Below are 23,942 nucleotides of genomic sequence, written 5' to 3'. Positions count from 1 at the left end.
AGTCTTCTTTTCGAAAAACCAATCAGCCGGGGCGCTTCACTGCCTGGAGCCGTTTGCTATGGATGCTGTTCGGCGCCGGCGCCCTGGGCCTGGCGCTCTACGTGCTGGCGGTCAGCGTTAATTTCCTAAACCTGTTTGGGCGCATGCCCAACCTGAAGACGCTCGAAAACCCGCGCAGTGAGCTGGCCTCTGAAATTTACTCGGCTGACGGGGTACTGATGGGCAAGTACTTCCGGGAAAACCGTACCCCTGCCGAGTACGAAGACTTGCCTCAACACCTGGTAGATGCCCTGATTGCCACCGAAGACGCCCGTTTTGAGGAACACTCGGGCATTGACCCTAAGGCCACGGGCCGGGTGGCGGCTGGTCTGCTGACGGGGGGTAGCGGGGGCGGGGGCTCTACGCTTACCCAGCAGCTGGCCAAGGTGTTGTTCCGCACGCGTGATGACCTGAACGACGGCAAGCTGAACGACATTCCGGGCCTGCGCATGCTGATTACCAAAACCAAAGAATGGATTTTGGCCGTGCGGCTGGAACGCAGCTACACCAAGCGCGAAATTTTGCGCATGTACCTGAACACCAACGACTACGGCTCTAATGCCTTCGGTATCAATACGGCGGCCAAAACGTTCTTTAGCAAGTCGCCGAAGCAGCTGACCCGGCCCGAGGCGGCTACCCTGGTCGGGGTACTGAATGCTCCGTCGCGGTTCAGCCCTAAGTTTAACCCGGCCCGTTCCCGCGCCCGCCGGAACTGGGTGCTCCGCCAGATGCACAAATACGGCTACCTGGATGCCCAGAGCCTGCAAGCCGATACGCTCAAGCCCATTGTGCTGCGCTACAATGTTGAAAACCAAAATGAAGGCATTGCCCCTTACTTCCGGGTTGAGGTTAGCAAAATGCTGCGCCAGTGGGCCAAGGAAACCGACCACGACCTGTACGCCGACGGGCTAAAAATCTATACCACCATTGATTCGCGCATGCAGAAGTACGCCGAGTCGGCCGTAGCGGAGCACATGAAGCTGCAGCAGAAGTGGTTTGATGCCCACTGGAAAGGCCAGCAGCCCTGGCGCGACGAAAACGGCCGTGTAATTCCGAACTTTCTTTCCACGGCTATTCAGCGCACGGAACGGTATAGGTCACTCACGAACCGGTTCGAGGGCAACAAGGACTCCATCAAGTACCACCTCAACAAGAAATACCGCATGAAGGTGTTTACCTGGAATGGGGGCGAAAAAGAGGTGCTGATGTCGCCGATGGACTCGCTGGCGTACTACAAGCGGCTGCTGCACTCCGGATTTATGGCCATGAACCCGCTCAACGGGCAGGTGAAAGCCTGGGTCGGGGGCATCAATTTCAAGTACATCAAGTACGACCACGTCAAGCAGGGCAAGCGCCAGCCGGGTTCCACGTTCAAGCCCTTCGTGTACGTAGCTGCCATCGACCAAGGCTACTCGCCGTGCTATCAGCGGCCCGATGTAGCCACCACTTTCCCCGCGGAGCGTGGCCGGCCCGCCTACACTCCTAAAAACTTCGAGGGCAGCTACTCCGGCCGCGTATTTACCCTGCGCCAGGCTCTGGCCCGCTCCATGAACTCTATTACGGCCTGGCTGGTACAAAAGCTCGGGCCGGAAACCGTGGTCAGCTACGCCAAGCGGCTAGGCATTACCTCACCCATTGAAGCGGTGCCAGCAGTAGGGTTCGGCTCCTCTGATGTAAGCATTTACGAGCTGGCCGGGGCCTACAGCACCTTCGTGAACAAGGGCATCTGGACGGCTCCTATGATGGTGACGCGCATTGAGGACAAGAACGGCAACGTGCTGCGCGAGTTTGTGCCGCAAACCCGCGAGGCCCTCAGCGAAGAAACGGCTTACCTGATGACGCATATGCTGCGCGGAGCCACCGAGGAGCAGGGCGGCACCAGCATTATCCTGAAAAATGGCTTTAAGTTTCCCTACGAAATGGGCGCCAAAACCGGCACTACGTCCAACTACTCCGATGGCTGGTTTATGGGCCTGACCCCGGACTTGGTGTGCGGTATGTGGGTAGGAGGCGAGGACCGGAGCATTCACTTCCGGACGGGCGCTTATGGGCAAGGCTCACGGCTGGCCCTGCCTATTTACGGTCTGTTTATGCGTAAAACCTACGCCGATAAATCAATTGACATCAACACCGGTCCCTTCCCGAAGCCTACCAAACCCTTGGGCGTGGAAATCGACTGCTCCCGCTACTACAACGGCGCTGGTGCCCGCGACACAATTCCCTACGAGCAGAAGCTGAACCAGGTGGAGCTGGAGGACCTCAATGAAGAGGATATCTAAGCGCTACTAAGTAGCGCCAGCTGATGTGATTTCACCGATTTTTGGAAATGTGGCTGGGACCTCCTGGCCACATTTTTTGTTGTGAACATGGCACACCCACTCCCAGAGCGAACCTCTGCGTAAACCTGCTGCGTACCTCAGCAAGACAAGCTCACTGGCTGTGCCCTTCCCATCTGTGGCAACCAGCAACATCTCGTTAATCAGCGCTAATCAGCGATTTTATGGCCGCTTCCGAACACCTGCAAGAACAAATTCGCCAACTCCCGCACCGGCCTGGTATCTACAAGTACTTCGGAGATGAGGATACTATTATTTACGTAGGCAAGGCGGTGGATATCCGCAAGCGCGTCAGCAGCTACTTTACCAAGCAGGACCATAACAAGAAAACCCAGCAGCTGGTCAAGAACATCCGGCGCATTGAGTTCACCATTGTTGATTCGGAATCGGATGCGTTCCTGCTAGAAAATAACCTGATTAAGCAGCATCAACCCAAATACAACATCCTGTTAAAGGATGGCAAGACCTACCCCTACCTGCTGCTGACCAACGAACGGTTTCCGCGCCTTATTCCTACCCGCAACAAACGCCCCGGTGATGGCCACTACTACGGCCCCTACGCCAACGTAACGGGTATGAACCTGCTGCTGGAGCTGATTCGGGCTCTTTACCCGCTGCGCACCTGCACGTATAATCTCTCGCCCCAGAACGTTGAAGCGGGCAAGTTTAAGGTGTGCCTGGAGTACCACTTGGGCAATTGCAAAGGTCCTTGTGAGGGTCTGCAGGATGAAGAAACCTACTCGCAGTACATCCAGCAGATCCGACAGATTCTGAACGGCGACCTGCGGCTGCCGAAACAATACTTCCGCGAGAAGATGATGCAGGCCGCCCAGGAGCAGCAGTACGAGCTGGCTCATCAGCTTAAGCAAAAGCTGGATAAGCTTGATGAGTTTCAGGCCAAGAGCACCATCGTCAATGCCAACCTCACCAACATCGACGTGTTCAGCATTGCCTCCAATGAGAAATCAGCCTTTATCAACTACCTCAAGGTGATGAACGGCAGCATCATCCTGACGCAGTCGGTGGAGGTGCAGAAGAAGCTTGATGAGCCCGACGATGAGATTCTGGCCCCCATGATCATGCAGATGCGGGAGGAGTTTGAGAGCCACTCCAAGGAAATTCTGACCAATGTACCCGTGCTCGCCCTACCCCTTCCGGGCGTTAGCATCACTCAGCCCCAGATCGGCGACAAGCGCAAACTACTTGAGCTCAGCATCAAAAACGTGCTTTACCTGCGTAAGGAAAAGGAAAGCATGAACGACCGGAGCAAGGACCTGAATGAGGTGCGTATCATGGAAACGATGAAGAAGGATCTGCGCCTGACGGAGCTACCCAAGCACATCGAATGCTTCGACAACTCCAACTTCCAGGGCGACAACCCGGTGGCCGCTATGGTCTGCTTCCGCAACGCCAAGCCCAGTAAAAAAGATTACCGTCACTTCCACATCAAAACGGTAGTCGGCCCCAACGACTTCGACTCGATGTACGAAATCGTCACGCGTCGTTACCGCCGATTATTGGACGAGGGCGCCAGCTTACCCCAGCTCATTATTGTGGACGGGGGCAAAGGGCAGTTAGGGATGGGCGTAAAGGCCCTGAAAGACCTCAATTTGTGGGGGCAGATTCCCATTATCGGTATTGCCAAGCGGCTGGAGGAAATCTACGTTCCCAACGACCCCCTACCCCTTTACATCGATAAAAAGAGCGAGACGCTCCGCCTTATCCAACGCATGCGCGACGAGGCTCACCGCTTCGGCATTACGTTCCACCGGAGCCGCCGGGATGCGGCTACCCTCAAAACTGAATTAACTGATGTGAAAGGCCTGGGTCCGGTTACGGCCGATAAACTCCTGACTAAATTTAAATCTGTCAAAAAGATCAAAGAGCTGACCGAAGCCGAACTCATTGCCGAGGTTGGAAAAGCCAAGACCCGTATTCTGCTCGACTATTTCAGCCAACAGGATACCCCGGCTTAAATAATCGACAAATAAAAAGCCCCGACCACTGGCCGGGGCTTTTTATTTGCTGTATTCGAAATGCGCTTGTCAGCTTAGAAGCTCCACAGATTGTATTCGTACTCAATCAGGTCCGAAGCGGCTTGCTGCGAGGCAAGGATGCCTTGCTGCTGACCACCGTACACTTCATCCAGACGCGCATCGTTGGGGTTAGAAACCTTCACGATATAGGAGTTGAACAGCCACAGTTCGAAGGCATCCGCTAGGTTTTTATGCTGAGCATCGTTTTGCGGGTTAAACCAGATGGCTTTATCCGGATTAGCCCGGAACACGCGAACCAGGTCGCTATACTTGAAATAGCCAATGGGCTTTTCAATTCCCGAGGTGTTGGAAGCCAGGGTAGAAGGAACCAGCAGGCCGATACACTTAATATCGTGATACATCCGCGACCGTTTCTTGTCGAAGATCATATCTTCCTTGATTTCCATCTGATAGATGTCCTTCGGGCGGTACTCGTAGCTGGGCGGAGCAACTGGAGCTTTCGCCGCAGCCTTGCCCTTGCCTTTCTTAGAAGCAGGTGCCCCCCAGCCATCATCGCTACCGCCTAGGTCGCTATCCGAGAAACCAGCAGCTTTTTCCTCATCGCTCAGACCAGCGTTAGCCTCAGCGTACGACATGTTCGAAACTACCTCTGTTGAAGAGAGAGTAGTGGTCAAAGAGTCGTTACGATAAGCCTGCAACTCACCACGTTTTACTGCATCCAGGATTACGCGGCTGATTTCCTTACCCTCCGAAAACATGGGTTTGTTCTGCTTTTCACGCAGATCAACCGCACGCCAGATGGTCTTACGAAACATGATATCCGAATTCGGAATCGGCCGGTACGAGCCATTGCTGGTCGCGGTGGTAGCTTGTTCCTGAGCCGAGGCTGCCACCGACAGCGTCAGGCCGGCCGTCAGGGCGGCGAAGGAAAGGAATTTGTTCATACCGTGATAATCAAAAAAGCGCGACGGATAGTTCAGAACCAGTAACGCTTACAGCAGCGGAATATTGAAGGTCTTGGAAACGTTCACCTGCTCAGTGTTACCCTGGAAGTTCATGCGCTGCACCTCCTTTACTTCGATGTACAGACGGTCACCCTCACGGGCCGAGTTCACTACGCTGCTCAGGTCAGCAGTCGGACCGTTGAAGGTCATCGGAGGCATAGCCGGGCGCTTACCGCGCACCAAGATTACTTCATAGCGAGTCACGCGGAAACGGGCATCATCGGGCAGGAAGGTAGCGAAGCCAGCGTCAGCCACAGCCCGCAGTTGCAGGTTACGCACAGCTGTAATCGGGGTACCCTGCTTTTCGTTTGCCTCGCGGCCACCTACTACGCATTTGATTTCCGGCTTCGGAATCGGACGCACCTGGAAGGTTTGCGAACCGATGGGGTTACCACCGCTGCTTACATTCAGGGTCACTTCCCGCGAGTTCGGCACTAGAGTTACCTCACCTTTGGCCGAGCCTTTGATGGTCGCTGCGCCGGAAGCCGAGAAGCTGGGTTCGTACTGGGCACCCAGCGCAGGCACTTGTACGCTCAACTTGTTGCCGCACTTGAAGTACAGAGCCTGTACCGAAGCCGACTGAATTTGCATGACCGGTTTGGTCACGGTGTAGGGAACCTTCACCGTGAAAGTGGTATCACGGCCGTTCTGCTTAAAGCGGATGGTACCGGTCCATTGAGCTTTAGCGTTACCCGAAGCGTCGAAAGCACCAGGACGAGCGGTGAACTCTACTTTACCTTTGCCATCAGGGCCAACCGACAGCGGCGAGCCATTCAGGGTCATAGAAGGACGAAGATCAGAAGCCGAAGCAGTCAGGAACAGTTCAGCTTTGTATTTCGTACCGGCAGCAACCGTGTTCGACTCAGCACTGGCGAATGCCCCGATTTTATCGAATACGATAGTAGTAGCACCTACCTGAGCAGCCAGTTTGTTCAGCGCGTCAGCCTCGTACTTCAGAACTTCCGTTTCCTTCTGCGACAATACAGCCAGAGCAGCTACTACGGGCGTGTTCTCGAAGTTCAACTGGGCAAAGTCCTTCGTCTTCTGGTCCGGCGTTACACTTGGATCGTCTTTGGCGTCCAAAGCCAGAGCAGGCGCAGCAAAGCCAGGAACGATTTTCTGCAGGTCAGAAGCGTAGGAGTTTAGCTCCTCCTTCATCTTGTAGCCCAAGCCATTCCGGCTACCAGCTCCACCAAGCATCAGGTTAGCCACCTTGTCGCTGGCTTCCATGTTCTTGTACTCGTTCTTGTTTTTGTTCTCGGTGGCATCCAGCAGCTTCGTGCGGATATCACGGAGGTAGGCTACCATTTTGGCCGTCCGCTCACGCACCGTTTCACCCTGCTTCAGAATAGCCAAGTCTTTCGCTTGGTTGCGGTTACGCGCTACTACTTCCTCAATGCCTTTAACAGCACCTTGGTTGGTTTTGGCAGTCTTATCGTTTACCCCGATAAGGCTGTCGTCTAGGAATTTAAATTTCAGCAGAATAGCTGAATTTACTTGTAGGGCAAGAAGAGCAGTCAGTACCAGGTACATCATGCCAATCATCTTCTGCCGCGGAGTCTCTTTTGCTCCCGCCATCGTATCTCTCTGTGTCTATAACTACCGTGTAGGAAGAAGAGCGCCTGAAGCGAGTTCAGACACTATCACTGCAAACCTGACAATATTAGTTGGTGGCGCGCATAGCGTTCAGCATGTTGCCGTACACGCGGTTGAGCGAGCTCAGGTTCGAAGTCAGGCTGGTTACTTCCTGCTTGAACTGATCCGTTTCTTTACCAGCTTCCGTCAGGTTTTCCATGGCCTGGGTCAGGGTGCCATAGAACTTGTTCATCGACTTCAGGTGCGTGTTGGCATCCTGCAGCTCCATTTCATACACTGCGTTCAGAGCGCCCAGGTTTTTGGTTACGTTCTGCACCTGCACATGATATTCACGGGCATCATTCGTAGCATCAGCCATAGCCGTCATGGCCTGAGCCGTGTGCGAATAAGCTTCGTTAATGCGCTCCAGCGACTGAGCAGCCGAACGTACTTTAGAGGTGTACTCCTCGGTAGCGTTGGTAGCGTCGCCCAGGGTAGAGAGTTGCTGGGTAGTAGTGCTCAGGCGGTTCAGGCCCTGGCCCAGCGAAGCAATAGCTTCGGGGGTTACGTTGGCGTCCTTCAGCATGTCGTCCAGCTTGCGGGTCAGACCCGTGCCGCCGTTGTCGATGGCGTTCGTGCGGAAGCTGGGGTTGCCCGTGGAAGGGTCGTAGCCTTCGCTCAGTTCCGGATATACCAGTGACCAGTCAACTTCTTTGGGGTTGGGTTGAAAGGCACTCAGGAAGAAAATCAGTGCTTCGGTTCCCAGACCAACGATGAGCATTTCGTCGGCGCCCTTCAAGTGAAGAATTTTAAATAGAGCCCCGATAATTACGACTGCAGCCCCGATGCCGTAGATTTTCGGCATTACCACATCGTAGAAAAAGTTACCGCCCTTTGCTGCCATGTTGTAGAAAATTGAAAAAAAAGGTAGTTGGAGTGATTGTGAAAATTCGAAAAGCGAAGGAAGAGAGCAGCGCGAAGTAGTGCAGGGTTATTCTAGGCTACCATTAGTGCCCATGCCAATTTGAATCATGGCCGTACGGAAACCAATATAAGAGCGAGCCGAGTCCTGGTATTCAAAATTGCGGGTGCCGGTTTCCAAGAAGTAAGCAATGTCTTTCCAAGAACCGCCACGTACCACCTTGCGGGGCTCGTTGTCATCGGGGTTGGTGGGGTTCATGTCCCACACCACGGGCACCGAAGCTTCCATGTAGGCGTCGTCGCACCATTCAGCTACGTTGCCCGACATATCGTACAGACCAAAGTCATTGGGGAAGAAAGCCCCAACGGGAGAAGTGTAGGCGTACCCATCGGAAGCATAGTCGCCCCGGCCAGGCTTAAAGTTGGCCAGCATGCAGCCTTTAGAATTCCGCAGATAAGGACCACCCCAAGGATAAGTAGCTAGGTCGCGGCCACCACGGGCAGCATACTCCCATTCCGCCTCCGAAGGCAGACGGAAGTTCGGGGTTGGGGCCAAACCGGCTTCAGCGTTGGCAGCATTCTTATTCTTAGTGCGCCAGTTGCAGAAATACTTGGCAGCAAACCAGTCAACACCCACTACGGGGTAGTCGTCAAAGGCCGGATGGGTGTAGTAGTACTCCATCAGCGGGTCGCCCATGTGATAGGTAAAGTCGCGTACCCATACCGTGGTATCGGGGTAGAGCTCCGTCATCACATACTCCTCGCCGAGCACGTCAATAGAGTCCTGCCGGATGGCATTCATAAACTGACGGTACTCATTATTGGTGATTTCCGTCTCATCCATGTAGAAGCCGGCAATCGTTACCTGCTTGTTCATGTTCACCATGGAGGCCGAAATGTCTTGGTCCGTTTGCCCCATATGGAAAGTTCCGCCAGGGCAGGGCACCATCCCAAACGGCACCTCCTGTGGATTGAACTCCGGACGGTCCTCAGCCCCTACTAGGTCGCCTTGCGGTCCTCTGCTAAAACCACAGCCCCCCAGGATAAGCGTCGAAAGCGCGACGAGAGGCAATACGAGAAACTTGTTCATGTGAGAAAGAAAAAGACTGTCTAGGCGGCGATACCCAAAGATTACAATTTTCTGAGCTGGCAAATCTAGTGAAACATCTGCTCGCAAACAAGCCAATCGGCCAACAGTAACAGTTTGTCTACGAATCACTTTCACAACCTGCTTAACGAAGAAGGTAGTTGTTTTATTGAATAGACACTTCCGGCAGAATAGGCAAACAATTGTTGAATGGCTATTCATGCATAAAATGCCCTAAAAATTTAGAAGCTGTACCGTGGAGTGCGAATGGCAGGCCTCAGTTTTGGCCCAGGCTTCGGCAAGCGGTAGCCAAGCATAACCTCAAATGAGCTGGATGCCTTTGCATCTTGGCCAAATGCAATTAAGTCGTAAGCCAGTCCCAACCTTAACGCATTGTCTTTTGCGAAGCTAATGCCCCCCAAAGCAGTGAAGGCATCCCCAGATCGGTACCCTAATCCTCCCCAATACCGGTCGTTGAACGTTGCTCTGGCTCCTACCTCGTAGGAGTTGTTGCGGAACGAGAATTTGTCGTCGTCCCCGAATTCACCCGGCAAAACCATCTTCACAAGTGCAGTCGGCGTTAGAACAACAGAGGAAGTTAGGTCGATATTGCCCCCAACTGTCAGATATGCATGATTCTCATTCAAATATCGGGCCGAACGCCCACTGGCTGCTACCTGACTATTAAACTTGTATCCTGCGCGCAGTAAGTTGTTGACACTCAACCCAGCATACAGCTTAGGCGACTCGTACCAAGCCCCGGCGCCAACGTCTATTTTTCCATCTGAGCCTTCCTTGGGCACATAAATATCGTCCCGTTCATTTGGGCGGTAATTGCCTTGATAGATGTTGTTGAATACCCCCTGCACCCCGAGCCCTAAAGTCCCTTCGCCAATAGTAATGTGCCGCGAGTAAGACAGCTGCAAATTAGTGGTATTCAACTGCGCTATCTTGTCGCGGTAGATAGCAACACCAATTCCACCAGCCAAGGCGGGCACGGGCAAGGAAATGCTTAAGGAAGCAGTGGTAGGCGAACCGCCATCGTCAAAGGTGCCATCGTAGCCAAAGTACTGAACACGACCAAGAGCCGTCACCTCACCGTAACCTTTTACCCCCGCGTACGCCGGATTTAAATTCAGGCCATTAAACCCATAATGGCTGAATTGGGGTTGCTGCTGAGCTACCGCTTTGCCCACCAGCAAAGCCGCGCAAGCGCAAAGTATAGTTCTCTTCATAACAATGACGACAAGCCGGAAACAGATGAACAAGCACTCGTAGGGCGTTTTCAAATGTAACGAAAAACTCCCTCCAACATTTCACGGCATATACGCAAGAGGAGCAGTAGTGGCTGCTCCTCTTTTCCTATAACTCAGCTAGTTCACTTAACGTTCTTTTTCTCCTTAACCGGGTCGGCGCCGTGGTGCAGGCGAATGTACGCCTCAATGGCGCCCGTCATGGAAGGAGCGTTTGGCTGGGGCGCTTCAATGTCCAGCTCCAGCCCGGCCTCCAGTACCGCTTTGGCCGTAGTAGGACCAAAGGCGGCGATGCGCGTACCGTTCTGCTCAAAATCAGGGAAGTTGATAAACAGAGAACTAATACCCGACGGGCTAAAGAAAGCAATGCAGTCGTACTTTACATCCGAAAGATCGGACAGGTCGCTGGCGACGGTACGATAGATAACCGCTTCTGTGAATTTGAAGCCATTGGCCCGCATAAATTCCGGAATGTCGTCCTTCCGGATGTCGGAGCAGGGATACAGGAATTTCTCGCCCTTGTGTTTCTTGATAACGTCGAAGAGGTCGGCGGCTGTGCGCTGGCCAACGAACAGCTTACGCTTGCGCAGCACGATGTACTTCTGCAGGTAGTTGGCCGTTTGCTCGGAGATGCAGAAATACTTCATCTCAGCAGGCATCTCAATCTTAGCTTCCTGGCAAATCCGGAAGAAATGGTCAACGGCATTACGGCTTGTAAAAATGATGGCCGTGTGCTCTTGGATGTTGACTTTTTCTTTCCGGAAGTCCTTATAGGAAACCGGCTGAACCTCAATAAACTCCCGAAAATCTACTTTGATACCGTATTTCTCGGCAATAGAGAAATACGGGGAAACGTCGTTCGCGGGCTTTGGCTGGGTGACAAGTATGCTGGAGATGCGCTTGGCATGACGGCCCGTCCCCGGTTTGTCTTTGCTCTCGGCCATAAGGTAGGGAAAAGGTAAATCTAAGGCGATAAGGGGGCGTTGCGGGCAAAGCCGGTGCAGGCCGGCAAAAGGTACTTCAGTAGGTAAAAACGATCAGCTTAAGCAGAATGATCAAAGGAATCACTTCTGTGGCGCAAAGGTACGAAAACAAATGCAGATTCAGCAGCGAAGTCTTATGATGAAGTGTGCGCGCCACGCGTATCACCGTACCAACCAACAGCAAGGAAACCACCCCGTTGGATACCCACAGCACAGTTTCGGGTAGGCGCTGGTTTAGCCCCAGGTAGAGCAACATGACAACGGGCAGGAACAGCCCCATAAATAGTATGGTGCGGATAAACTCGCGGTACTGAATGGTGACCAGTTCTGTCACATCAAAAATGTACCCCAGCAATTCCAGAAACAGATATTTCCCTAGCACAAAGCCGGCAACCAAGGCCGTGTAGAGGAGTACGCGTACTACAATTGCCGATTCGGCTACGTCGAATAACTGACGCAGTATGACAATGCTTTGAATGTTGGTGTGGATAGCTACCAACAGCAGCGCGAAGGACAAGGCAAAGAGCAGCACCAGCCCCAAGTTCAACCAGGTCAGAGTGGGTTTGACGAGAAAGTCCTGCTCGGTAGCTCCTTTCCCCCAGAGGCCTTCCAACTGATAAATGCGGGCAAAACCGGGCTGATAGGAAGCTCGCAGGCTTCCATAACACAGCCCAATGAACAGCAGGAATCCGACAAAAACGTTCTGGCCCTGGTGCCCGCGCGGGCGGGGCGCCGCTGCCACTGTTTGCGGGCTGACCTTTCCAGCCTGAGTCGGGGTAGCCGGCACGGCATTCACGAAGGACGACAGATTAGGCGGCCCATCTGGCTGCCAGACGCAGAGCAGATGCGGACCGGCTACGCTTCCTTGGGGCAGCAGTTTGGCCAGATCAACGGTGTAGGAAGCGGGGCTGTGCGCGGTAAACACTAGCCGGTTGTCCAGGAACAAGCTGAGGTTGGTGCGGGCCGTGAACGTGATGGGCAGGGCCTTCCCAGGCCGGATAGACAGCCACTGGTAGTAGGCCCGGGTGGGGGCGTGATAATCGGAGAGGTAGAGCACCAAACGGTTGCGGACCTCGTCATGAATCAGCCAGTCTTGTGTGAGGCCGGCCCGAGGAGCCGGGGGTAAAGGCCGGTACTCGGCTGCCTTCGGCAGCCGCGGCAGCCCGCTTAGGCCTATTACCCAAAGCAACACCAAGACCAGTTGAAAACGGCTGCTAGGCACGGAAAAGCGCAGGGCTAATTGGAGGCTACCCGCTGGCGCTCGGCCCGGCTGTGGTACACTCCCAGAAACACACTCAGCACCAGAGAAAACGCCACTAGTGCGCAGATAAGCAGCGTGTTGCCCAGGTATGCGAAATTGATAACGAACAGGATAACGACCACGTTAAGCAGACCCAGCAAAATTACCGTGCTGATTTGCTGGAAGCCCATGGCTAGGATGCGGTGATGCACATGGTTTTTGTCCGGCGAAAAGGGTGAGCGGCCTGCCATCATACGAACGATGAATACCCGCAGCGTGTCGAACAGTGGTACAAACAGAATACCGGCGGCTACGGATGGAGCGGAGGACGCGAACGGCTGTCCCACTTTCAGCCCCATTTCAATGAACTGAATAGTCAGGATGGATACAATAAAGCCGCACACCAAGGAGCCTGTGTCGCCCATGAAAATGGTGGCTTTATGAAAGTTATAGCGCAGGAACCCCAGGATGCCGCCTATCACACAAACTGACACAAACACATAGTTGCCGAATTGGTCGCCGCCGTACTGGTAGAAATAGTAGCCGAAGGTGCTGACGATAATCAGGACAATGGAGCCGGCTAGTCCATCCAGGCCGTCGATGAGGTTTATGGCGTTGGTGATGCCGACAATGGCAAAAAAAGTGAAGGCATAGCTAATCCCGATGGGTAGCACCCCTATCCCCAGAATACCCTGAAAGCTGGTAATACGCACGTCCGCCATAATCATGACGATGCCCGTGGCCAAAAGCTGCCCAATAAATTTCTTGGATACCGAGATGCTGACCAAGTCGTCTTTCAGCCCTACGAAAAACAGCACAATGCAACCGGCCAGAAGCTGCTGCACCCCATTATTGAGGGGGGCGAAAATGGTAAGCGCCGACATAAACCCGGCAAATACTGCTACCCCACCCAACCGCGGAGTCAGCGACTCGTGCACGGTTCGTACGTTGGGCGTATCGAGCATGTTTTTCAGGTGGGCAATGTAGATAATGGACGGAACGGCGAACAAGGCCACCAGAAACGCCCACAGGGACGACAAGCCCAACTGAATTCCGAGTGCATTCATTGCAGATTGACTCTTACGGTAAAGTAGTCCTGAACCAGGACCAGAAATGGAAATGCAAAGGTACGCTTAACTATGCAGCACACCCGGCCGCTGGAGCAGCGCAATAGGTGTCAGGTTATCAGTGGTAATGGCGTCGGGTACGAAAATGAATTTTTTGTCGAGGATTTTGTCCCCGACGTAGTAGCTCACCCAGTACTGATTGTTGAGGTGAAACAAGGCCGGATCAATGGGCTCAATGACCACTGCCGCGCGTGGCTCCACCTCCAGCATTACGTGGCGGAGAGTAGAGGTGCGAATGGCCTCTCCTTCCGGGCTGGTGCCGTACCCGTTGGAGCTGACAATGACGTTCTGCAGCGCGAAATCGTTGTGGTTGAGCAGATATACCTGCCAGCCTAACGCACTTTCAGTTGAGCCGCCCGCTACCTCATCTGGCACTACGGCAACCGACACTCCCTCAACGGGGTCGAAAACGATGTCTTTTCTCATAAATCAGCTATTGGCGTACAGCTCGGCTTCCAGCAGGCGGGCCAGATGGGGTAGTAAACGGTCCTGCACTTCCGTGACGGCAACCGCCCGACCCAATTCCTGTGCCAGAGAGGTTACGGCTTTATCCGTGATGCCGCAGGGAACAATGTGACCGAAGTACGAAAGGTTAGTGGTAACGTTGAGGGCAAAGCCGTGCATGGTCACCCAGCGGCTGCATTTCACGCCCAGAGCGCAAATTTTTCGAGGGTTGAGGGCTCCTTCTTCAAAGTCAATCCAGACGCCGGTAAGCCCGGCAATACGGCCGGCGCGCACTCCGTACTCGGCCAGCGTAAGGATGACGGCTTCTTCCAGCACACGCAGGTAGCGGTGAATATCGGTAAAGAAGTTATCGAGGTCGAGAATGGGGTAGCCTACCAGCTGGCCGGGGCCATGATAGGTGATGTCGCCGCCGCGGTTGATGCGGTGGAAGGTAGCCGCGTGAGCGGCCAAGCCCGCCTCATCGAGGAGCAGGTGCTCAGGTTTGCCGCTCTTGCCCAGGGTATATACATGCGGATGCTCGCAGAGCAGCAAGTAGTTGGGGGTAGGCTGCGGAGCTTGGCCCGCCTCCAGAGCCTGGCGGTTGAGCGCCTTACGATTCAGGGTTTCGGCCAGCAGCTGTTCCTGCAACGCCCAGGTTGGCTCGTACTCTACCATACCCAAGCGCCGCACCTCAATCCGGCGGTTTTGGCTGGCAGCTGCAGAAACGTTTTCTGTGGAAGCCGGGGTAGCACCCGTAGGCTCCGGGCCAGCGCAAGCAGAGTAGATAGTCATAGCGTAGAGCAGAAAAGAGCAGGAACCTGGCGGCCATCGGCTGATTGGCTCCGATAAACACCGGAACCTTCTGGCCAAGTCTTTACCAGTTCAGGCAAGCCTCTCGCAACTGGTGAAATACTCACCAGCAGCAAGATTGCCAGCTCGGCTGAAACCGTGCAAAGGTACTAGATTTAGTCCCAAGCTGGACTATCTATTCCTGCTGCTGCTTTCCCCACCTACTCTCTGCCAGATGCTGATTGCCTCTCACCAACTTGGCCACGAGGGCGAAGAAGCCGCCCTTGACTATTTGCTCGCGCAGGGCTACCAACTAGTACGGCGCAACTACCGCCACCGCCGCGCCGAGGTAGACCTGATTGTGCAGCTGGGTCAACAGCTGCTGGTTTTTGTGGAAGTCAAAACCCGCTCCTCTGCGCAGTACGGCTACCCCGAAGAGTTTGTCACGGAGCGGAAACGACAGCTGCTGCGGCTGGCGGCCCAGCAGCTACAGGAGGAATTAGCCTGGACCGGCGACATTCGCTTCGACATTGTGGCCCTACTGCCAGCCGCCGGCGGTTTGCGCGTGGAGCATTTCGAAGACGCTTTTTACTAAGCGGTATAGAGAACAGGTGCGTTGGACGTTCGGCCGGTGCCATCAGGGCACTCTGAACGGCCAACGCACCTGTTCTCTGTTTCACTTTCATCGCAGGCCGGGGCGGGCGGTGTCGGGTTTGCCGCGGTTGTCGAATTTGTCTTTCTCGAAAATGGCGACACCGTTGCGGTTGTATTCCTTTATCAGCACAGGCTCAGCCACTTCCGGCTCGTAACCAGATTCGCCGTACTCATACTCGTAGCGGAGGCGGTTGCGGGTATTACGGAAACCCCAGTAGCGGCTCCAGGTGCCTACCCGCCGGCCGTTCTCAAACTGTCCTACCCACTCTAGTTGCCCGTTCTCGTTGTAGCGAACGTAGTCGCCCTCCAGTTTGCCGTTCACGTAGGGAATCACTTCCTTCACCTGCTTCTGAGCCGCATCGTAATAAGTAACGTTGGCGTCGCGCGGGAAACCCATTTCGTAGTGGGTTTTACTGAGCAGGATGTTGTCGCGGGTAAATTTTTCCCAGCGCAGGTGGCGGGTACCCATGGCATAAAAGCCGGTTTCTACCACTTTGCCGCCCTGCATTTTCTTGTATGGCCCGTGCAGCACCTTCACCTGGGTTCCATCTATTTCCCCCGGAGCAGCCTTAAAGATGCGGCGCTTTTTGGGGTCGAAAATATAGCGGGCCGGGGCGTACTGATTCGGTTGCTGGAAGGTGCGGAGGTAGTAAAACGTTTCGATTACCTGGTTTTTCCCTTTCGGACCTGACTTTACATACGCCTTCTTGATTCGCTCCCCCAAAAAGATGTTTTTCTTTTTGCGTGGTTTCCGCTGAGCAGCCTTTTCCTTCTCTTTGGCAGCGCGCTCCTGCTCCTTGGTCATGGCTACCCGCTTGGCGTCAAGGGAGGGCGCCGCGGTAGTATCACGGGCAGTGGTTAGGCTGTCGGCAGCGGCCAGCTGCCCGACCAGTTCCGGACGGCTATTGAAGGAAACGGTTTTCTTGGAACAAGCTCCCGTGGCCAGCAAAGCCAGCAGCAGGCACGAACGAAACAAGCGCATTGGAGTAGTGGGCAGGATTCGCAGCATCGAACGTAAAGATACAGGGATTTGGTGCCCACAGGGGTGGGTGCCGGAACAGTGGAGGGATGTCCGGTAAAGCTTCTGCCCCTACCCCACCGCAACTACAAAACCCCGGCAGCGGAAGCCACCGGGGTTTTATACTACTTATAACTCTTTAGACTTTCTAAGACTATTCAGCAGCCAGCAAATCGGCGCTGCGCTTCACGAAGGCGGTTAGCGCTTCGCCTTTCAGCATGCCCTGGGCCAGTAGTGCCAGGTCGAAGGCCTGCCGGGCCAGCCTGGAGCCGGCTTCGCCCTCGGCCTGCAGCACGCGCTGAGCTACCGGGTGGTTGGCATTCACGCTTACCGTGTAGGAGTCGGGCAGGGAACCGAACATCTGCATGCCGCCTCCGCCGCCTACCCGCTGCATGTCCTTCATGCGGCGCATAAACTCAGGCAGGGTAATAATAACCGGCGCGTCCTGGGACGACAGGGCTTCTACCTGCACGTGCATGTGCTCGTTGCTGATGGCCTGTTTGAACACATCCTGGAGGCGGGTTTTGTCGTCGTCGCTGAGCACGCTTTCCGTGCTTTCCTCCTTCTCAATCAGCTTGCTGACGGTGTCGGCATCTACGCGCTTGAAAGTGGTTTTCTCCAGCTTCTGCTCCAACTGACCGATGAAGTGGGGGTCAAGCACGGCATCGAGCTTCAGTACATCGTAGCCCCGCTCCGTGGCGGCCTGTACATAGGCGTGCTGGGCCTCGGCATCGGTGGTGTAGAGTACCACGGTCTGCTCGTGCTTGTCCTTCTGGTTGGCCTGAATAAACTCCTGGTACTCGCTCAGGGTGAAATATTTACCCGCCGTATTCTGTACCAGCGCAAAGTCCTTGGCCTTGTCATAGAACTTCTCGTCGGAGAGCATGCCATACTTCACGAACAGGCCAATATCTGACCATTTCTCCTCGAAGCCCGCGCGGTCTTTGCGGTACAGCTCGGCCAGTTTGTCGGCTACCTTCTTGGTGACGTAGGTGTTTATTTTGCGCACGTTGGCGTCGGCCTGCAGGAAGCTGCGCGACACGTTCAGCGGGATGTCGGGCGAGTCGATGACGCCGTGCAGCAGCATCAGGAACTCGGGCACCACGTCCTTCACCTCATCGGTAATGAACACCTGACGCGAGTAGAGCTGAATTTTGTTGCGCTGGAGCTGCAGCTCGTCCTTCACCTTCGGGAAGTACAGGATACCCGTCAGGTTGAAGGGGTAGTCTACGTTGAGGTGAATCCAGAACAGGGGAGGCTCCGAGAAGGGATACAGCTCCTGGTAGAACTTGGTGTAGTCCTCATCGGTCAGCTCCGAGGGCTGCTTGGTCCAGATAGGCGCTGTTTGGTTGATAACCTCGCCCTCGAACTCAATTTCAACCGGCAGGAACTTGCAGTATTTGTTGAGAATACCCTTCAGACGCGCCGCCTCCAGAAACTCGTCCGAGTCTTCGGCTACGTGCAGCACTACATCGGTGCCACGCTCGGCCTTCTCGGTGGTTTCCAGGCTGAACTCGGTGCTACCGTCGCACACCCAGTGGGCGCCCTCGGTGCCTTCCTTATAGCTCCTGGAGAAGATTTCTACCTCCTTGGCCACCATGAAAGCCGAGTAGAAGCCCAGGCCGAACTGCCCGATAATCTGGTCTTTAGCGGCGGCATCCTTCTCCTTATACTTCTCCACAAACTCGGTGGCACCGGAGAAGGCAATCTGGTTGATGTACTTCTTGATTTCCTCGGCCGTCATGCCCAGGCCCCGGTCGGAAATGGTGATGGTGCGGGCTTCCTTGTCCACGCTCACTTTCACCTTCAGCTCCCCCAGCTCGCCTTTGAACTCGCCCAGCTGGCCCAGGCTCTTCAGCTTCTGGGTGGCATCCACGGCGTTGCTTACCAGCTCGCGCAGGAAGATTTCGTGGTCGGAGTACAGAAACTTCTTGATGATGGGGAAGATATTCTCGGTATGAATCGAGATGCTACCTTTCTCTTGCATAACAGGGTAGGAAAGTTGAGTGAAACCGAAAACTATGACGATCTGCCAGCCCCAGGACCGGCGCATCATCGGGTTTTACTCTTTTCAAACCTTATTCCACCCTACCGGCTGCTGTCAGCTTGACAGAGCACCTGCTCTGGCCAACAAAGGCCTTATCCGCTTTGCAGCGCCCACCGGGCTACCCTCCTACCGACAGCGGCGCCGGCCGAACGGCGGACTGCTGCAGCCAATCCAGCGCGGTTTCGGCATCGTCAAACACCTGAATATCAAAGGGTGGCCGCCGCAGGCTGCTTTCCAGCAATATCTGGTGCTGCATGTATGAAGTCAGGACCAGGGCCACTTGCTGCACCGTTAGCGCCGGCAAAGCCAGTAACAGGTTGGTTTCCAGCAGGTACGCATCCAGGGCCGAGAGTTCCGGCATGCCATCCAGATTCAGCAGGACCCGTTGGGCGCGCTGGCGTTGCACCAGCTGCAAAGCTTCCAGCAGACAGTCCTTGGCTTGGTGCATCGGTGACAGAGCCAGCCACTGCAGTTGGAGCAGGCCGTTGGCCGGGTCATATATAATTTGAAAACAGTCGTTCCTACGCCGCATCTCAGCCATCATAGTCATAATACCCCACGCACCTAGCTGCCACTCGAGCAGATTATAAGCCAATAGTACAACCGCCAGCAGGGGCCGATGGGGGAAAATCGTTCACCCAGGATAAAAACCCGGCTAGTTGTATCTTTTGGCGGACCAATCGTTACCTTCTTCGTTTGCAGCACGAAAGCTCAGCAGCTAGCTTTCATTTTTCTAAGCCAGGGAAGGTCGCCTCACCCCGAGGCCATGGGTAGCGCCCGGGCATCGTTTCAGAACGGCGGCTTGCTTTTAGCCTATTCCGGTAGGCTTGGGTGCGGCCCGCCCCACTTGTCCTGGGCTTTGTTCTGCTCCCACCGGGCTTCCAGCTGCTGAGCCTGCTGATCGGAGCCGGCAAGCCAGTCGAGGGCGGCGGGAATATCTGAGAAAAACTGGATTTCGACCCGGATGTAGCGGCGGCCGTCGGCCAGGATGCTTTCCACTACCAATTGGTTATGCAAGGCAATGGGCTCGATGACAGCCACCGCCTGAATGCCAGCGGCCGCAAACTGTTCCATCCACATTTCACTAAGCCAAGCCTGCTCATCAATTCCTACCGGTGGCATCCGGGAAATATCGGCTAGCCAGCGGGTGATACCGTGGGCAGTAGAGCAGGTCACCAGCTTCTCAAAGGCTGCCCGAAAGTCTTCCCGGACAATAGGCCCCGCCCATTCCCACCGAATGAGTTGGAAATCGGGCTCAATCTGAGCCGCAACGGAATTCAAAGCAAAAAACATAACTAAAGCAGAAAGCCAACCTATTTACCCGGCTAACTTGCGCAAAGGTAGAACTACCGCTTTCCGGATAAAGTTCTATTTAGCTCACTCCCTCTTCTTACTCGACCAACGCCACTATTTCACCCTGTCAGCCTTGGCGCAACTGCCAAGAAACTACCTTCATTAAGGTATACAGATAGTGACCTATACTTATAATAGCCCTTATTTAACGTTAAATCGGGTTTTGTTAGATAAATAAAGGCGCTGAGTCGTCGGAGGCGTTGGGGTAACGAGGTGAGCGGAGGCGACGTACCAACTGGTGCAGCAAACCAAAGGCAAATGATTTCATAACAATTTTCAGCTGAATTTATACCCGCAAATCTATTATTGTATTATTTCTTGGTAATTACCCAAAAATTAATTTTCCATGACGTTATAAGTTTTATGGATGGAAAGCTGTTAAGAATCATTTTTACTTATACATTTGCTGACACCTGATACGTTGTTGCAAATGCATAGGCTTCGCTCCCGTCTGGCTCTGTTGCTGCTCCTGTGCTTTGTGCGGGTGCTGCTGCCTGATGCGTGGGTGCTGGCGTTGCACCAGCACGAGCACACCACAGAGGAGCCGACCCGGGCTACTACGTGGCCTAAAGGCAAAGCGCTACTATCCGCTAAGCATCAGCACTGCGACGCTGATCAGTTTTTTAAATCGTCGTTTGAACCGGCTCCAACAGTAGAGCCAACCGCTCCGGCAGGCCTTGTTTTCTCCTCAGTACAAGCTTGGAGCTGCGTAGCTATCGGGCACCTGCTACCCGTAGTCACGCCAGATCTGCGGGGCCCGCCCGGCGCCTGCTAAACCGCGTGTGCCTCGCAGTAGCGGCCTGGGCTGGCTTGTAGCTGCCAACGCCGTTATTCAGTAGCTCTGGGCTGATTAGGGTTGGATCCTTGCCGAATCTACAACCTTAGGTGCTTCTGCGAGTGGTTTAGTTTCCTTCGGCAGTATCCCTTTTCTTTTATGCTTTTCCGCGCTCCGGGCCGCTCCCGGGGCCGCCTGACTCGGTGGTTGCCGGGGGTGGTGGTGCTGTGCGCACTACCCCTCGGGCAGCTAGCGGCACAGTCGGTGGCTCCTGGTGGATGTGCCCTGCTGCTAAGTGGCCGCGTGCAAGACCATGAGTCGCGCGGGGCCCTGGCCGGGGCTACGGTGGTGGTACTGGAAACCCAGCAGGCCACGCAAACCGAACCCGACGGCCACTACCACCTCGACCTCTGCCCTGGCGTGTACCATGTGCAGGTATCCTTCGTGGGTTTTACTCCCGAAACGGTAGAAGTGCGTGTATCGGGGGCGGTGCTCCGCGACTTCCAGCTACATCCCGATGCTATTGCCCTGAAAGGCGCGGTGGTAGAAGGGCAGCACATGGCCGCCCCTACCCCCCAGGCTACCGGCAACCTGAGCGGGCAGGCCTTGCAGCAGACCCGTGGGCAGGCCTTGGGGGAGGCTTTGCAGAAGATATCGGGCGTAACAGCCATTCAAACCGGTCCGAGCATTTTCAAGCCCATGATTCATGGGCTGCATTCTAACCGCGTGACCATTCTGAACAATGGCGTGCGGCAGGAAGGGCAGCAGTGGGGCCAGGAGCACGGCCCGGAAATAGACCCATTCATTGCCTCTCAGCTTACAGTGGTGAAGGGCGCGGCCAGCGTACGGTATGGCTCTGATGCTATTGGGGGGGTAGTGCTGGTGCAACCCAAAGCTCTCCGCGACTCTGCTGGCACCGGGGCCGAATTGAACCTGGTGGGCATGAGCAACAACGGGCTGGGAGCAGCTTCAGGCACGGTGGAGGGCAACGTTCGGCAGCTACCGGCGCTGAGCTGGCGGGCGCAGGGCACCGTTAAACGAGCTGGCACTATGCGGGCTCCGGGTTATTATCTGCGCAATTCCGGGTTCGAAGAATACGACTTCTCGGCGGCGGTAGGCTGGCGCAAGGCCAACTATGGGCTGGAGGTTTTCTATAGCCAGTTCAACACCAGGCTCGGGATTTTGCCGGCAGCCCATGCCGAAAGCCCGTCGGACTTGTATGCTGCCATTGCCCGGCGCCGCCCCCTGGAAACGTCCGGCTTCAGCTACGCCATCAACCGCGCCTACCAACAAATCAGCCACGATCTGCTGAAGGTCACAGGCTTTGTGCGGACGGGCACTGCCGGTAAGCTGACAGCTACCTTGGGCCAGCAGACCGACTACCGCGACGAGTACGACCTCTACAGCGCCCGCAACGCCGACCGGGCGGCTCGCAACCGCCCGGCCCTCAGCTACTCCAACCGCACTACCACCGGAGAGCTGCTCTGGGAGCACCGCCCGTTGGGAGGATTTACCGGTAGCGTGGGGGTAGCGGGCACCTACCAGTTTAACCGCTACGCCGACGGTACCCGCGGCTTCATTCCGTTCTACAACAACACCATTGCCGGGGCCTTTGCCATTGAGCGCTGGACGCGCAACCGTTGGCAACTGGAAGCTGGCATTAGGGCCGATTACCGCACCCTGGAAACTCGCCGCGGCACTCGCGATACGCTGGGCGTGTACTACGTGGACCGGCGCGAGTTTACCTACCTGACGCCCGCCGCCTCGCTGGGAGCCATCTTCGATGCTACCCCCCACCTCACCCTCAACCTGACCACCAGCCTGACCCAACGCGCCCCAGCCGCGAATGAACGGTTCAGCGACGGCGTGCACAACGCCCAGTACGAGCTGGGCTACGACCTGGTCCCCGGCAACGGCGCTTTGGGACCCGAAACAGCCTACCACACCGGCCTAACAGCTAGCTGGCACGACAATCCGCGCCTGAATGGAGAGCTGACGTTGTACCAGACGACCATTGACGGCTACATCCACCAGCGGCCTATTCTGCCGCCGGTCATCAACATTCGAGGTACACTGGTTAGCTGGCAGTACCAGCGCACGAACGCCGTGCTGCGGGGCCTGGACCTGGGTGCTACCTATCGGTTGGCGCCTCAGTGGCAGGTAGGAGGCAAAGCGTCCATCGTGCGGGGGCGCGATACCCAGGAAGATGAATGGCTCTTTTTTATGCCCGCCGACCGGGCCGAGCTGTCGGTGCGGTATGCGGTGCCCGAGCGGCCGGCCGCGCGCCTGACGGGTAGGTACGTGCAGCTGGGTTCCTACGCCGTCGCCCGCCAAACCCGCGTGCCCGCTGATTATGCTGCCAAAGACTATGCCCTACCGCCCGCGGGCTACGTGCTGCTGGGGCTAGAAGCCGGCGCTACGGTGCATTGGGGGCGGCTGCCACTCACTATCAGCCTCGCGGGCTCCAACCTACTCAACCAACGCTACCGCGACTACCTCAACCGCTACCGCTACTTCGCCGATGAAATGGGCCGCAACGTGACGCTGCGGGTGCAGGTGCCTTTCGAGCTTAGCCGGCGACGCTAAATCCTTTTTTCAATTCACTTCACCCTTTCCTTCTTCCTTCTTATGAACACTCTCCTTTTCCGTCTCTTCCTGCTGGCGCTGCTGGCTTCTACTACCCTGCTTTCTGCCTGTAAGGACGACAAAGAAGACCCCACGCCCGACGAGGACAACGAGCAAATCACGACCTTAATCTATACCCTGACGCCGGCGGGCGGCGGCACGCCCGTGACCGTACAGTACCGCGACCTGGATGGTGATGGTGGCACGGCTCCTACTATTGGCACGCTCACGCTGGCGCCCAACACCACGTACACCGGCACTCTTGAGCTGAAAGACGAAACCAAGACGCCGGCCGAAAATACCACGGCTGAGATTCAGGAGAAGGCCGAAGAACACTTGTTCTTCTATGAGCCCTCGGGCACCAACCTGACCGTAACCCGCACCGACAAGGACAAGAACAATCTGGAAATCGGGCTAACGACGCGGGCCGTAACGGGTGCGGCCAACGCCACCGGCACTACCGGCACGCTCAAAATTACGCTGCGCCACCAGCCAGGCTCCAAGAACGGCACATTTACGCCCGGCAGCACCGATGTGGAAGTGAACTTCCCTACGGTAGTGCGCTAGGCGCCCGGATTCGGAGGGGCTGGCTGCAAACGGCTTCTCCACCCTCTTTTCTCCCGTTTTGGTTGTGGAGAAATTCCAGGAAGACGCCGGCCTTTGGTCGGCGTTTTC

Annotated in this window: 20 protein-coding genes; 6 read left to right on the top strand and 14 right to left on the bottom strand. The window is 55.5% G+C overall.

From position 1 onward, the window contains the following. Positions 1-62: 62 nt before the first annotated feature. Both GGU46_RS14915 and uvrC read left to right on the top strand, forming a co-directional pair. The gene (locus tag GGU46_RS14915; protein WP_394353400.1) at positions 63-2,318 is read left to right on the top strand and encodes a transglycosylase domain-containing protein; all 2,256 of its coding nucleotides are present in this window, start codon (positions 63-65) and stop codon (positions 2,316-2,318) included. A 221-nt stretch (positions 2,319-2,539) separates the two neighbouring features. Next, positions 2,540-4,351, top strand: a complete 1,812-nt coding sequence (uvrC, locus tag GGU46_RS14910; RefSeq protein ID WP_183404370.1) for an excinuclease ABC subunit UvrC — start codon at positions 2,540-2,542, stop codon at positions 4,349-4,351. 74 nt (positions 4,352-4,425) lie between these two features. Here the strand turns inward: uvrC and porN are convergent, their stop codons facing one another. The 10 genes from porN to lipB all read right to left on the bottom strand — a co-directional run bounded on the left by porN (position 4,426) and on the right by lipB (position 14,798). Further along, positions 4,426-5,316, bottom strand: a complete 891-nt coding sequence (gene porN, locus GGU46_RS14905; protein WP_183404369.1) for a type IX secretion system ring subunit PorN/GldN — start codon at positions 5,314-5,316, stop codon at positions 4,426-4,428. A gap of 48 nt (positions 5,317-5,364) precedes the next feature. Then, positions 5,365-6,921, bottom strand: coding sequence for a type IX secretion system motor protein PorM/GldM (porM, locus tag GGU46_RS14900; protein ID WP_246417699.1), 1,557 nt, complete (start codon positions 6,919-6,921; stop codon positions 5,365-5,367). Between the two features lie 118 nt (positions 6,922-7,039). Further along, a complete protein-coding gene (gene porL / locus GGU46_RS14895) occupies positions 7,040-7,855 on the bottom strand; it encodes a type IX secretion system motor protein PorL/GldL (RefSeq protein ID WP_139924805.1) in 816 nt (271 codons plus the stop codon). Positions 7,856-7,942: 87 nt separating this feature from the next. Then, positions 7,943-8,962, bottom strand: a complete 1,020-nt coding sequence (gene porK / locus GGU46_RS14890; RefSeq protein ID WP_183404367.1) for a T9SS ring complex lipoprotein PorK/GldK — start codon at positions 8,960-8,962, stop codon at positions 7,943-7,945. Between the two features lie 239 nt (positions 8,963-9,201). Further along, entirely contained in the window at positions 9,202-10,248 is a 1,047-nt protein-coding gene (locus GGU46_RS14885) for a PorP/SprF family type IX secretion system membrane protein (protein ID WP_246399039.1), read from the bottom strand. An 89-nt stretch (positions 10,249-10,337) separates the two neighbouring features. Continuing rightward, a complete protein-coding gene (locus GGU46_RS14880; protein WP_183404366.1) occupies positions 10,338-11,156 on the bottom strand; it encodes a uroporphyrinogen-III synthase in 819 nt (272 codons plus the stop codon). A 76-nt stretch (positions 11,157-11,232) separates the two neighbouring features. After that, complete coding sequence (locus GGU46_RS14875; protein WP_183404365.1) at positions 11,233-12,384, bottom strand: DUF4271 domain-containing protein; 1,152 nt, start codon at positions 12,382-12,384, stop codon at positions 11,233-11,235. A gap of 47 nt (positions 12,385-12,431) precedes the next feature. Continuing rightward, the gene (locus GGU46_RS14870) at positions 12,432-13,502 is read right to left on the bottom strand and encodes an MraY family glycosyltransferase (protein ID WP_246399038.1); all 1,071 of its coding nucleotides are present in this window, start codon (positions 13,500-13,502) and stop codon (positions 12,432-12,434) included. Positions 13,503-13,568: 66 nt separating this feature from the next. Continuing rightward, positions 13,569-13,988, bottom strand: a complete 420-nt coding sequence (locus GGU46_RS14865; RefSeq protein ID WP_183404364.1) for a hypothetical protein — start codon at positions 13,986-13,988, stop codon at positions 13,569-13,571. Between the two features lie 3 nt (positions 13,989-13,991). Next, complete coding sequence (lipB, locus tag GGU46_RS14860; protein WP_183404363.1) at positions 13,992-14,798, bottom strand: lipoyl(octanoyl) transferase LipB; 807 nt, start codon at positions 14,796-14,798, stop codon at positions 13,992-13,994. A 232-nt stretch (positions 14,799-15,030) separates the two neighbouring features. Between lipB and GGU46_RS14855 the strand changes: the two genes are divergently transcribed. Continuing rightward, on the top strand, positions 15,031-15,390 hold the full coding sequence (locus tag GGU46_RS14855) for a YraN family protein (RefSeq protein ID WP_183404362.1): 360 nt from the start codon (positions 15,031-15,033) through the stop codon (positions 15,388-15,390). 87 nt (positions 15,391-15,477) lie between these two features. Here GGU46_RS14855 and GGU46_RS14850 read toward each other — a convergent pair whose 3' ends face one another. From GGU46_RS14850 to GGU46_RS14835, 4 genes are all read right to left on the bottom strand, one after another. After that, positions 15,478-16,458 carry a toxin-antitoxin system YwqK family antitoxin gene (locus GGU46_RS14850; protein WP_183404361.1) on the bottom strand — a complete coding sequence of 327 codons (981 nt, stop codon included), beginning with the start codon at positions 16,456-16,458 and terminating at the stop codon, positions 15,478-15,480. Between the two features lie 163 nt (positions 16,459-16,621). Continuing rightward, positions 16,622-18,454, bottom strand: coding sequence for a molecular chaperone HtpG (htpG, locus tag GGU46_RS14845; protein WP_183404360.1), 1,833 nt, complete (start codon positions 18,452-18,454; stop codon positions 16,622-16,624). Positions 18,455-18,632: 178 nt separating this feature from the next. Further along, positions 18,633-18,962, bottom strand: a complete 330-nt coding sequence (locus GGU46_RS14840; RefSeq protein WP_183404359.1) for a hypothetical protein — start codon at positions 18,960-18,962, stop codon at positions 18,633-18,635. A gap of 365 nt (positions 18,963-19,327) precedes the next feature. Further along, positions 19,328-19,807: an STAS/SEC14 domain-containing protein gene (locus tag GGU46_RS14835; RefSeq protein WP_183404358.1), complete on the bottom strand. Its 480-nt coding sequence runs from the start codon at positions 19,805-19,807 to the stop codon at positions 19,328-19,330. Positions 19,808-20,297: 490 nt separating this feature from the next. Here GGU46_RS14835 and GGU46_RS14830 point away from each other — a divergent pair, with 490 nt between their 5' ends. The 3 genes from GGU46_RS14830 (at position 20,298) to GGU46_RS14820 (ending at position 23,834) form a co-directional block, all read left to right on the top strand. Beyond that, entirely contained in the window at positions 20,298-20,642 is a 345-nt protein-coding gene (locus tag GGU46_RS14830; protein ID WP_183404357.1) for a hypothetical protein, read from the top strand. Between the two features lie 159 nt (positions 20,643-20,801). Beyond that, positions 20,802-23,228 (top strand): TonB-dependent receptor, encoded by a 2,427-nt coding sequence (locus GGU46_RS14825; RefSeq protein ID WP_183404356.1) that lies wholly within the window; start codon positions 20,802-20,804, stop codon positions 23,226-23,228. 42 nt (positions 23,229-23,270) lie between these two features. Further along, complete coding sequence (locus GGU46_RS14820) at positions 23,271-23,834, top strand: hypothetical protein (protein WP_183404355.1); 564 nt, start codon at positions 23,271-23,273, stop codon at positions 23,832-23,834. Positions 23,835-23,942 lie beyond the last annotated feature (108 nt).

Source organism: Hymenobacter latericoloratus (genome assembly GCF_014199535.1).
In the GTDB taxonomy this organism is placed as follows: domain Bacteria; phylum Bacteroidota; class Bacteroidia; order Cytophagales; family Hymenobacteraceae; genus Hymenobacter; species Hymenobacter latericoloratus.
This window is presented reverse-complemented; position numbering and strand designations above follow the sequence as displayed.